At 60.9% G+C, this 12,173-nt stretch carries 10 protein-coding genes; 2 read left to right on the top strand and 8 right to left on the bottom strand.

What is annotated here, in order from left to right; translation table 11 throughout:
- Positions 1–178: 178 nt before the first annotated feature.
- From BMZ10_RS12170 to gap, 8 genes are all read right to left on the bottom strand, one after another.
- A complete protein-coding gene (locus BMZ10_RS12170) occupies positions 179–1,687 on the bottom strand; it encodes a sigma-54-dependent transcriptional regulator (protein ID WP_093462015.1) in 1,509 nt (502 codons plus the stop codon).
- Positions 1,688–1,916: 229 nt separating this feature from the next.
- Complete coding sequence (locus BMZ10_RS12165) at positions 1,917–2,267, bottom strand: DUF5064 family protein (RefSeq protein WP_093462012.1); 351 nt, start codon at positions 2,265–2,267, stop codon at positions 1,917–1,919.
- A gap of 52 nt (positions 2,268–2,319) precedes the next feature.
- Entirely contained in the window at positions 2,320–2,751 is a 432-nt protein-coding gene (locus tag BMZ10_RS12160; RefSeq protein ID WP_256214484.1) for a YbaN family protein, read from the bottom strand.
- A gap of 94 nt (positions 2,752–2,845) precedes the next feature.
- Entirely contained in the window at positions 2,846–3,445 is a 600-nt protein-coding gene (locus BMZ10_RS12155; RefSeq protein ID WP_093461999.1) for a biliverdin-producing heme oxygenase, read from the bottom strand.
- A 100-nt stretch (positions 3,446–3,545) separates the two neighbouring features.
- Positions 3,546–6,152, bottom strand: coding sequence for a TonB-dependent receptor (locus BMZ10_RS12150; RefSeq protein WP_093461996.1), 2,607 nt, complete (start codon positions 6,150–6,152; stop codon positions 3,546–3,548).
- Positions 6,153–6,273: 121 nt separating this feature from the next.
- Positions 6,274–7,239 (bottom strand): FecR family protein, encoded by a 966-nt coding sequence (locus tag BMZ10_RS12145; protein ID WP_256214483.1) that lies wholly within the window; start codon positions 7,237–7,239, stop codon positions 6,274–6,276.
- A 97-nt stretch (positions 7,240–7,336) separates the two neighbouring features.
- On the bottom strand, positions 7,337–7,852 hold the full coding sequence (locus BMZ10_RS12140; protein WP_093461993.1) for an RNA polymerase sigma factor: 516 nt from the start codon (positions 7,850–7,852) through the stop codon (positions 7,337–7,339).
- Between the two features lie 237 nt (positions 7,853–8,089).
- Complete coding sequence (gene gap, locus BMZ10_RS12135; protein WP_093461990.1) at positions 8,090–9,091, bottom strand: type I glyceraldehyde-3-phosphate dehydrogenase; 1,002 nt, start codon at positions 9,089–9,091, stop codon at positions 8,090–8,092.
- A 238-nt stretch (positions 9,092–9,329) separates the two neighbouring features.
- On the opposite strand from gap, the gene edd reads away from it, so the two are divergent.
- Together edd and BMZ10_RS12125 are read left to right on the top strand one after the other, a co-directional pair.
- Positions 9,330–11,156, top strand: a complete 1,827-nt coding sequence (edd, locus tag BMZ10_RS12130) for a phosphogluconate dehydratase (RefSeq protein ID WP_093461987.1) — start codon at positions 9,330–9,332, stop codon at positions 11,154–11,156.
- The gene (locus tag BMZ10_RS12125) at positions 11,153–12,121 is read left to right on the top strand and encodes a glucokinase (RefSeq protein WP_093461984.1); all 969 of its coding nucleotides are present in this window, start codon (positions 11,153–11,155) and stop codon (positions 12,119–12,121) included. Before edd ends, BMZ10_RS12125 begins: the two co-directional genes overlap by 4 nt.
- Positions 12,122–12,173: the final 52 nt, after the last annotated feature.

Here is a 12,173-nt window from a genome sequence, read left to right as displayed (position 1 = left end):
TTTCACCGACCGCAACAGATGAGGCTGTAGCGAAATCGTTACGGAATCCGGGTGTTTGAAAAGCATTGCAGGATCAAGGCCTTGCTGCGAGCGGATATGCCTTGAATGGAATGAAATCGTTACGATGTTTCGAAATCGTTCCGCGTAGCGTGTTGCTGGGCGAGTCGCCGGTCAGGGCCTACGGCTTCCCTGTAATTCCATATTTGCGTAAACGGTGGGCAATCGCGGTGTGGGACGTCTGCAAGCGCGCGGCCAGTTGCCGGGTGGAAGGATAGTGGCTGTAGAGCTTCTCCAGCAGGGATTTTTCGAATTGCTCGACGGCGGCCTCCAGGCTTTCGATTTCGCCGTCGCCCTGACGCGCAACTGACGTCCCGGCAATGTCCAGATCGCCGATGTCCACCAGCGAGCTTTCGCAAATGGCCGCCGCGCGGAAGATCACGTTCTGCAACTGCCTGACGTTGCCCGGCCAGCGGTTGCCTAACAAGGCCGGATAAGTAGCAGGCGCCAGACGACATACAGGGCGCTGAATCTGCGTGCAAGCCTGTTCCATGAAAAAACGCGCGAGCAGAAGGATGTCCTGACCGCGCTCACGCAACGGCGGGACCTCCAGGTTCAGCACATTGAGGCGATAGAACAGGTCCTCACGGAATGTCCCTTCAGCGACCATTTTTTCCAGATCGCGGTGCGTCGCGCTGAGGATGCGCACGTTGACCTGCACTTCCTTGTCGCCGCCAACGCGGCGGAAAGTGCCGTCGTTGAGAAAACGCAGCAGCTTGGCTTGCAGATAGGGCGACATTTCGCCGATTTCGTCGAGGAAGACCGTGCCCTGGTTGGCGAGCTCCATCAGGCCGGGCTTGCCCCCGCGTTGCGCGCCAGTGAAAGCGCCTGGGGCATAACCGAACAATTCGCTTTCGGCGAGATTTTCCGGCAGCGCCGCACAGTTGAGCGCCAGAAAAGGCGCGCCGTTGCGTGCGCTGACCGCGTGGCAGGCCCGCGCGACCAGTTCTTTGCCGGTGCCGGTTTCGCCCTGAATCAGCAGCGGCGCATCGAGGGCCGCCACCCGCTGGGCGCGCGCCTTGAGGGTCCGGATGGGCGCTGAATCGCCAAGCAGCGCGTCGAAGCCTTCTGCGTGATCGTGGTGCAGGGCGGACAGGCGTTCACCAATGCGGCTGGGCAGATACAGCGTCAGCAACGCGCCTGCATCGGTGATCGGCGTCGCATCCAGCAGCAACGCCTCGCCGTTGAGCGTGACTTCGCGCAACGGCAAGCGAAAGCCGTTTTCCAGCAGCGCCGCTTGCAACGCGGGGTCGCCGAACAGCTCTCCAATAGGTTCGCCAGCGGGTTCGCGACCATACAGCGCGACAAGCGCGGGGTTGGCGAGCAGCACATGCCCGCCGCTGTCGAGCGCCAGAACCGGATCGGTCATCGCCGCCAGCAACGCGTCCAGCTGCAAGTGGCGGCGCTGCCCCGGGAGGATGTCCACGACAGTAATCGCCTCCACGCCTCGCACCCGGAACAGTCGGTCTTTGAGTTCTTCGAGCAGTTCGTGGCTCAGGGTCGGCGCGTCGATATAGACATTCGGCGGCACCATTTCCACGGCATCGAGGTTCAGGTTGCGTGCGCCGAGAATCGCCAGCACTTCCTGGGTAATGCCGACGCGGTCGATGAACGTAACGTGAATGCGCATGGGGAGCGAAGAGGTTCGGGCGATTGAAGGGGGCGATTATGCCAGTAAATGATGAGGTCCTGCCCTACACAGCGGGGCCAGGGGAATCTTCGATGTTCTGAGATCCGTGGGAGCGGGCTTGCTGGCGAAGAAGAAGCTCTGAAATGTCCCTGTCGGCCATGGCAGCGTCTTCGCGAGCAAGTTCGCCCCTACAGGGGCGATGCAAGATTCGATGTCAGGCGCTGCCCGGCTATTCCAGATGCTCTGGCTTGACCGCATCGCCTGACTTCATATCGAGCTTGTCGCGAATGTCCTCGAACATTGCGTCGTACTGGCCGTCCATTGCGTGCAGGTCGGCGTCTTTGGGCAGGCCGTATGTTCCGGCGATGCGCGAGGCTTCGCTGGCAAAGTTGTAGGCCTTGTCCTTCGGCAGATCGAAGGACTCGTTGAAGCCCTTGCCGTTGATCTCGCCTTCCAGCGTGAAGTGCATGCCAGGACCTTCGTCCGTCTGCGCGACCTCGTAACGGATATGAATGTCGTAACCAATGTCCTTCGGTTGCAGGGCAGGACGGGCGATGTGCAGATGGCCGGGCTCGAACATGGGGTGCTCCAGCGAAATGTGATGACGGTTAAGGACAGACCCTGCGGTCTGCTCAGGGTTCATCACGGGCAGGCGTCTTGCCGTTACCGACAGCCTGAGGTCCGGGCTCGGGTCGCGACCAGATCCACAGGTTGACCAGCACCATGCCCGCCACGGCGAAGTAGATCCACCAATTGTGTTTGAGCAGCACCAGCATCATGACGGCGCAGATCAGCATGGTCACCGTGGCGCTGATCTTGGCGCTGCGTGCGATCAGTTTGCCGTTGCGCCAGTTGGTCAGCATGGGGCCGAAGACACGGTGGCTTTCCAGCCAGGCACTCAGGCGAGGCGAGCTTTTGGTCGCCGCCCACGCCGCCAGCAGGATGAACTCGGTGGTGGGCAGTCCCGGAATGAAAATGGCGATGATGCCGATCGTCAGACTCACGTAGGCCAGAATGCCAAACAGGATGCGGGACAGTTTGCTGCCTTGGGGTGTGCTGGTCATGGTCTCGGAAACGGCAGGGTAATGATGCAATGCGCGGGAATGCTTCCCGGCAAAGGCGCCTAGCTTAACAGTGCCGGGCGCCAAACGCGCGGGGTCAGGCCGGTTGCGCCGCTGCCGGACAAGCATAGGCGTGCTGCAGCAGCACGTTGAAACGTTCGAAGGCGGCGACGGCGCCACGATCAATCTGCTCTTCCTGCTCGGGGCTGAAGGGCAGGTCGTCGAGGATCCTGATGAAGCGCTTCCAGCCATCGGCGCGACCACCGGCGGGCTCGCCCAGATGACGTGCGCCAAAGGTGTCGCTCAGGTTCAGCGCCTCGGCGCGCTTGATCAGAAACGCTGCGCCCAGCTTCGACCCTTCGGAGACGAACAGCCAGCCAAGCGCCTGAGCCATGCTGGCCGTCGCTACGGCACCTGACACCGGGGCCGGAATGGGCGCACCGAGGTCATTCAGGTCCGCCCTGGCCTGTTCTGCCCGGCATCGCGCAGGTAAATCGGTGATCAGTTCGATCAGTTGCGGATCGGTGTACAGCGCTTTGAGTTCTTGCTGAAACAGATACTGCGCGCTGAGGAAGCGACGGTAGCTGGCCAGGGTTTCGAACGGCGCATGGGCTTTAACGGCCTTGTCCAGTTGCTCATGCGGGGCGTGGGTGATCTGGTTCAGTCGTTGGGAGCGACGAATCGGGTCGTGGGACATTTGTCTTCCTTGGAAAAGAGGCGTGTGTTAACGAGACGAGTGAGTGGCGTTCGAGCGTAAAAACAACCGCACCCCTACCGGGGCGCGGTTGTCATTTCAGTCAGATATCCCACACCAGGTTGACCGCGAAGTGACGGCCCGGCTCGGTCAGACGATCCAGGCTGGACGGCGCAGTCACACCTGCCTCGCCGACGCCGTCGTAGCCACGCACGTCGTCCCAGCGCCAGTATTTCTTGTCGGCCACGTTATAAACGCCGCCATTGACGGTGACGTCATCGGTCACTTTGTAGAAACCAGTGAGGTCAACGACGCCGAAGCCTGGCGTCCTGAAACCGCTCGACACACCATTCGGGGCGTGGAATTGCGAATCGTCCACGCGGGTCTTGCGCTTGACCAGCGTCCAGCTCACCAGTGCGCCATAGTCGTCCTGGTCATAACCCAGACCGAACACGCCAGTCAGCGGATTGATGCTGTTAAGCGGTTGTCCCGTGTCATCGTTGCGACCGTAGGCATACGCCAGGGAGCCCTGTGTGTAGAGGCCTTCAGGCGCGCCGAAGCTGTCCAGATTCAGACGGCCCTTGAGCTCCACACCCTTGATGGTGGCGTGCTTGATGTTGTTGGACTGGAAGACCGTAGCCGACGAGGTTGCCGGTTGGATGGCGTCCTCATTGATGAAGTCGCGATACTTGTTATAGAACACCGCCACGTCGAACGTGCCCTCGTCGAAGCGGCCCCGCAGACCGGTCTCGTAGCTCCTGCTTTTTTCCGGCTCAAGGTCCGGATTCGGCTCGACGATATAGTTGCCGCTGACGTTTTCAAAGCGCCCGTACAGGCTCTTGGCCGTCGGAGTACGGAAACCTTCGGCGTACTGGCCATACCAGGTGTAGGCGTCATCGAACGCGTACGTGATGCCAAGTTTTGGCGACAAGCGATGCCACTTCTTGTCCTTGTCGTTGAACTGGTCGGGATGGGTCAGGCTGTAGGCTTTCAGAAACTCGTCTGTCGCATGCGGTGACAGTGTCGTGTAGTCATAACGTGCGCCGGGCATGAAGGTCCAGCTGCCCCATTTGATCTGATCCTGGGCGAACAGGGCGTAGGTGTTAACGGTCGGATCCGGGAAATCGCTGGTCGGCAACAGGCTATCCGTCGAACTCGTGCTGGGCGCGCCAATGGCGGTGCAGGTGCGCCCGACCGCCGCACAGGTGGCACTGCCGCTGCGCTCACCGGTGACTTTCTGCTGTTTGAGCGTGGTGCCGTAAGTCAGCAGATGCTCGGTGTCAGCGATGCTGAACGCCTTGTCCAGCTGGGCATCGAAAATCCATTGACGCTCTTTGTAGAACGTATTGCGTGCGCGCCAGACATCCCGGGAGACAGCGCCGGTGAAAGGGTTTTTCGGGACGTACCGCTCGAGTGTGTCCTGATCGGTCTTGGCGATCTGATAGTTCAGGCTCCACTTGATGTTGTCCGCCAGCAGGCTGTCCAGCGCGAAAGCGTTTTCCACGCCGAAGCGCTCGCGGGTCACGACATCGTTGCCTTCACGGGACTGGTAATAGCCCATGCCGCTGCCCTCGTTGAAAGGCCCGCCGACCGCGCTTTTCTGATTGGTATGGGTATCGTCCTTGAACTTTTCGTAGGTGAAGCCCAGCCGGTCATTGTCGCCATAATTCCAGCCCAGTTTGGCCAGCACGTTGGTCGCGCGTTTGTCTTCCGGGTTGGCGGCGGTGCGGTCCAGCCCGGTGCCGCCATGCTCGCCGTAGGACTCGGTTTCCCGGCCGTTACGCTGGCTGACGTGCAGCATGGCGTCGAAGTCGCCCTCGCGCCCCGCCACGGTCGCGGAGTTCAGCCAGCTGTTGTCCGCTGAGCTGTAGCCGGTTTTCAGGCGTGCGCCGACGTCTTTGCCCGGCTTGATGATGTCTTCCGGATCGAGCGTGTAGTAGCTCACCGCGCCGCCAATGGCGTTACTGCCGTACAAGGCTGATGCAGGGCCACGTAGGATTTCCACATGCTTGACGATTTCGGGGTCGACGTAATTGCGATGGGTGTTGGCGTAAGGGCCTGAGAAGTAGTTGTCCGGGACTTCGACACCATCGACCTGAGTCAGGACGCGATTGCCGTCGATCCCGCGGATGTTGTAACCGGTGGTGCCGGCACGCTGCCCCGCGCCGCCTACGGACACGCCCGGCTCGTCACGTACCAGATCGCGAATGCTGTTGACGTTCTGCCGATCAAGGTCGGCGCGATCTCGCACGCTGACCGTGTTGGGCACCGAGGCTATCGACTGGGCCTGGCGCGTGGCACTGATGGTGACCTGATCCAGCGCCAGTGCGCCGCCGGTGCGACGCTCGAGCACGACGTTGTTGTTGCCCAGGCTGCGGTAGCTCAGATTGCTGCCCGCCAGCAGGCGCTCCAGTGCTTGCGCGGCCGACAGGGTTCCGTTCACGCCGGGCGAGGTGACGTTCTGCGCCAGATCCGCCGAAAGCCCCACCTGCCAACCCGTGATCTTGCTGAATTCGTTGAGCGCCGAAACCAGCGGTTGTTGCTTGATTGAAAATTGATAGGCGCCGGCCACGCGCGCCGGTTGCTCGGCAGCGGCGGTGGCAGGGCTGTGCAGACTGGCGCCCAGGATGGCGACGGTCAGCAGTGAGAGGGTGGAGTGGCGGGTGGTCCTGGGCGAGTCGGTGGGCGTAGGGGTGAACGTGGACAACATCGATAGCGCTCCCTGTCGTGCGGGTCGTTTATAGTTTTTGCTGAATGATTCAAATAAGAATCAGTTGCATTGGCTATGACTAGACGAACGACGAACGGCTATCGCGTAAAAATAGTTTTGCTCAGTTGAGAATTAACAGCGCCGGCAACTCGTGAAAGCTGGCCGAGGTGATCTGCGCGAGCGAGCGCACCACGTCGACAGGGCTGTCCAGACGGTAATTACCGGTCACCGCCACATGATCGAGCTTGCTGCTGGCGCTCACGATCCAGCCCGGATAGTAACGGCGCAACTCGGTCAGTACCTCGCCAAGCGGGCAATTGTCGAAAATCAGGCGGCCCTGAATCCACGCCAGATTCTTGTTCTGATCGACCTTTTCGCGGCGGCCAAAACCTTCCGGGCCGACCTTCAGACTGTCGCCTGCACCCAGGTTCATCTGTGAGTTGCCACGCAGCGCCTGCACGTTCAGTGCGCCGCGCTCGACCTGTATCTGCGCCACACCGTCCAGATAACGCACGACAAACGCGGTGCTGCTGGCGCTCATGCGTATCGGGCCAGCCTCGACTTCCAGCGGCAAGCCCTTGGCGCCGGGCACTTCGAAAAACGCCTCGCCTTGATACAGACGCGCGACCCGCTGCTGTTCGTGCAGTTCGGAGGAGAACGCAGATCGGGTATTGAGTAGCACCTTCGAACCGTCCGCAAGCTCCAGCCGCTGGCGCTCTCCGGCGCCGGTCAGGTGGTCGGCACGCAGGCGCAAAGGCAGATCGCTGAAGTTGAACAGGCCCAGCAACAGAACCGCTGCCGTGGCGAGAGGCAACCAGTGAGGGCGCACCCGGCGAAGCAGTGACGGTTTTTTCGACGTCGCGAGGTTCACGGCCGCCTCGAACACTGGCTGAGAATTCCACACGGCTTCGGCCCGGGTAAAGGCCTCGCGATGGGCCGGGTCCGCCGCCAGCCACGTCTGAAAGCGGGCCTGCCCGGCAGCGTCGGCGCTTTCCAGTTCGATCAGCCAGTTCAGCGCCTGGTCCAGCGCGTTGTGCTTCAAAGCATCGTCGACCGGATGCGGGCCAGATGAGTGAGAGTCCCTCAAGGGAGCGTCCTCGGATACAGGGTGTGGGGCGCAGTGTAGCGCTGGCCAGGCTGGCGAACCGCCTGTTTCTTATCGGTAACGGGTCAGGCTGTCGTCATCACTGATCCAGCCGGGCTGCGACGCCCAGACAGATGGCCATGATCAGTTTGAGTTCCTTTTGTACGGTGCTGGCCGACACGCCCAGTTGCTCGGCGATTTCCAGATAGCTGGCGCCGTTGAGACGACTGAGCGTGAATATCTTCTGCTGGCGCGGCGTCAGTTTTTCCAGGCTGGCGTTAAGGCTTTCGAGCAGGCGATTGGCGTGCGCGGCATCTTCGAGCGTCGAGTCCGGCGCTACGACGTTGTGGATTTCCGCCAGCGGAACGTCGTCGACGATGGTTCGGGCGTGGATGCGTCGGGCGCGCAGATGGTCGAGCGCCAGATTGCGTGCGGTCTGAAAAACAAAGGGTTCGAGATGATCGATCGCGCGTTCGCCCAGTGCACGCGTAACGCGAAGATAAGTTTCCTGCAGCAGGTCTTCGGCGGTACTGGGGTTGCGAACCATGCGCTGCAAGGTGCGCAGAAGAATCGTTCGCCGGGCCAGGAATACATCGTTGAAGTGCGACTGCGTCACGCGGATAACCCGACCAGAAAATCAGCGGATGATAATGCTTATCATCTACGGACCTGGTCAAGGTGGGAGGTGGCAAAGATTTTGTAAAGGGGCGTGACGGTCTCGGGCGTGAAGGAGCTCTCCTGCCCACGATGGCGTCGTGTCAGCCGATGCACATGAGGCTGACAGGCCGCCGTCGCGAACAAGCGTACTGCTAAAGGTCGGTCGCGGGCCAGAAGTTATGCCCGGCGTCAGGCCTTATTCGGCATTCATCAACGCCAGGCAGTTATCGAGCATGCGGTTGGAGAAGCCCCATTCGTTGTCGTACCAGGCCAGTACTTTGAGCAGGCGACCGCTGACTTTGGTGTGGTTGGCATCGAAGATCGACGACAGCGGATTGTGGTTGAAGTCGTGGGAAACCAGCGGCAGAGCGTTGTAGCCAAGAATCTTCGAGTGCTGGGCCGCTTCTTTCATGATTGCGTTGACTTCATCAGCGGTAGCATCGCGCTTGAGCTGGATGGTCAGGTCAACCAGAGACACGTTGATCACCGGCACGCGCACGGCCATGCCGGTCAGCTTGCCCGCCAGTTCCGGCAATACCAGACCGACCGCTTCGGCGGCGCCGGTCTTGCTCGGGATCATCGATTGAGTGGCCGAGCGGGCGCGGTAAGGGTCGGTGTGATAGACGTCGATCAGATTCTGGTCATTGGTGTAGGCGTGAATGGTGGTCATCAAGCCGTTTTCGATACCCAGCTCGCGGTTCAGTACCTGCGCGACGGGCGCCAGGCAGTTGGTGGTGCACGAAGCGTTGGAGATCACTTGATGAGACTGGCGCAGCACATCGTGGTTGACGCCATAAACCACGGTGGCGTCAGCGCCTTTGGCCGGGGCGGAAATAATGACCTTCTTCGCGCCGGCGGTGATGTGACCGGCAGCCTTGTTGCGATCGGTGAACAGGCCGGTGCATTCGAAGACCACGTCGATGTTCTCGGACTTCCAAGGCAAGTCTTCCGGGTTACGAATGGCGCTGACCGAAATTCGGTCACCATTGACGGTCAGACTTTCCTTGTCGTGTTCCACGGTGCCATCGAACGGGCCGTGGACAGTGTCGTATTTGAGCAGGTGGGCGTTGATCTCGCTGTCGCCCAGATCGTTGATGGCGACGACTTGCAGGTCCTGGCGGTAGCCTTGGGTATAGAGTGCGCGTAGGACGTTGCGGCCGATGCGGCCAAAGCCGTTGATTGCGATGCGGAGAGTCATACACCCGTCCTCAGTGAAATTGTTGTTGGAATTACAAGATTATTCTCATAAAAATAGAAAACAAGCCCTTTTAGTGGCAGTATTTTGTTTTATCTACAAATAGAAACTCGTCGAGCCTTCTCAACTGTCTGAAAATCAAAGCGTTTGCTGAAGCGTTTCTCTCAAGCACCGTTTTGACCGTCGAGTTCTGAAAGCGCCTGAACGGGTGACCACATCCGCTAGCCTGGAGTTCATGACCATGCATCCCCGCGTCCTTGAGGTAACCGAACGGCTGATCGCTCGCAGCCGTGACACCCGCCAACGCTATCTGCAGCTGATCCGGGGTGCGGCGAGCGACGGGCCGATGCGCGGCAAGCTGCAATGCGCCAACTTCGCCCATGGCGTGGCGGCCTGTGGTCCTGAAGACAAACACAGCCTGCGCATGATGAATGCGGCCAACGTCGCGATCGTTTCTTCCTACAACGACATGCTCTCGGCGCACCAGCCTTACGAGCACTTTCCTGAACAGATCAAAAAAGCCCTGCGCGAAATCGGCTCCGTCGGTCAGTTCGCTGGCGGCGTGCCGGCCATGTGCGATGGCGTGACCCAGGGCGAGCCTGGCATGGAGTTGAGTATCGCCAGCCGGGAAGTCATTGCGATGGCAACAGCGGTGGCGCTGTCGCACAACATGTTCGATGCCGCGCTGATGCTGGGCATCTGCGACAAGATCGTGCCGGGTCTGTTGATGGGCTCGCTGCGGTTCGGGCACCTGCCGACGATCTTCGTGCCGGGCGGGCCGATGGTGTCGGGCATCTCGAACAAAGAGAAAGCCGACGTGCGACAGCGCTACGCCGAAGGCAAGGCGACCCGTGAAGAGCTGCTGGACTCGGAGATGAAGTCCTATCACGGCCCGGGCACCTGCACCTTCTATGGCACGGCGAACACCAACCAACTGCTGATGGAAGTCATGGGGCTGCACTTGCCGGGCGCCTCCTTCGTCAATCCCTACACACCGCTGCGTGACGCACTGACACGCGAGGCGGCGTTCCAGGTCACGCGTCTTACCAAGCAGAGCGGCGATTTCATTCCGCTGGGGGAGATTGTGGACGAACGTTCGCTGGTCAACTCGATTGTGGCGCTGCACGCGACGGGCGGTTCCACCAATCACACGCTGCACATGCCGGCGATTGCCCAGTCCGCGGGCATTCAACTGACCTGGCAGGACATGGCGGATCTGTCCGAAGTCGTGCCGACCCTCACCCACGTGTACCCGAACGGCAAAGCCGACATCAATCACTTCCAGGCTGCCGGCGGCATGTCGTTCCTGATCCGCGAGCTGCTTGATGCGGGCTTGCTGCACGAGGACGTCAACACGGTCGTGGGGCGTGGCCTGCGTCGCTACACCCAGGAGCCGTTCCTGGACGACGGCAAGCTGGTCTGGCGCGACGGCCCGACGCAAAGCCTGGATGAGAACATCCTGCGTCCGATTGCCCGTCCGTTCTCGCCAGAAGGCGGTCTGCGGGTGATGGAAGGCAATCTGGGGCGCGGCGTGATGAAGGTTTCCGCGGTGGCGCTGGAGCATCAGATCGTCGAGGCCCCGGCCAAGGTCTTCGAGGATCAGCAGGACCTGGCCGACGCGTTCAAGGCCGGCGAGCTGGAGTGCGACTTCGTTGCGGTGATGCGCTTTCAGGGGCCGCGCTCCAATGGCATGCCTGAATTGCACAAAATGACGCCGTTTCTGGGCGTGCTGCAGGACCGCGGTTTCAAAGTCGCGCTGATTACCGACGGCCGCATGTCCGGGGCCTCGGGGAAAATCCCGGCGGCGATTCATGTCTGCCCCGAAGCCTCTGATGGTGGTCCGTTGGCACTTGTGCGCGATGGGGACCTCATTCGGGTAGATGGCGTGAAAGGAACGTTGCAAGTTCTCGTCGAACCGGCAGAATTGGCCGCCAGAGAGCCAGCAATCGGTCGTCTTTCTCACAATGTGGGCAGCGGCCGGGAATTGTTCGGCTTCATGCGCATGGCCTTCAGCTCGGCAGAGAAGGGCGCCAGCGCCTTTACTTCGAATCTGGAGACGCTCAAGTGACATTGGCGATGGTGGGTGATATCGGCGGGACGAATGCTCGTTTTGCCATCTGGGAAGACGATCAGCTGCATTCGATCAGGGTTTTTCCGACAGTCGATTACGCCAGTCCCGAGAAGGCGCTGCTGGTTTACCTGCAAGACCTGGAGCTGCAACCGGGCGATGTCGGCTCGATCTGTCTGGCCGTTGCCGGCCCGGTAACGGGCGACGATTTTCACTTCACCAACAGCCACTGGAAGATCAATCGGCAGGCATTCTGTGCGGCGCTGAAAATCGACAGCCTGATCATGGTCAACGATTTCACGGCCATGGCCCTGGGCATGACGCGCCTGCGCGACGATGAATACCTGACCGTGCGCCACGGCAAGGGCGACCCGAAAGGCGCCCGCGTGGTGATCGGGCCGGGCACCGGTCTGGGCGTCGGCACGCTGATCCGCACGGGCGAAGCGCACTGGACGGCAGTGCCGGGCGAGGGCGGTCACGTCGATCTGCCGATCGGTAATCCGCGTGAGGCAATGCTGTGGATGCGCCTGATGGCTGAGCATGAGCACGTCAGTGCTGAAACGATTTTAAGCGGCGCCGGTCTGTTGCTGCTGTATCAGGTCAGCTGCGCGCTGGATGAGATCGAACCGCAGCTGAAGTCACCGGCGGCGATCACCTCCGCAGCGCTCAAGGGCGATCCGGTTGCCAGCGCCGTGCTGGAGCAGTTCTGCGTCTTCCTCGGCCGCGTTGCGGGTAACAATGTATTGACCGTGGGCGGGCGTGGAGGTGTGTATATTGCCGGGGGCGTGATCCCGCGGTTCATCGACTTCTTCAAGCAGAGCGGCTTCAACGCCGCATTTGCGCAGAAGGGGTTGATGAAGGATTACTTCAAGGACGTGCCGGTGTGGCTGGTGACGGCCGAATACCCGGGCCTGATGGGCGCCGGGGTGGCGCTGGATCAGGCGCTGGCAAGTCGCCAGCTCTAAGCTACATGCTACAAAAGGAACGCGAACGGCTCTGCTTTTTCTTGAGGCTTGG

It is taken from the genome of Pseudomonas sp. NFR16 (assembly GCF_900108875.1).
Classification (GTDB): Bacteria; Pseudomonadota; Gammaproteobacteria; order Pseudomonadales; family Pseudomonadaceae; genus Aquipseudomonas.
Note: the sequence above shows the minus strand (reverse complement) of the source record. Positions and strands in the feature narration are given on the sequence as shown.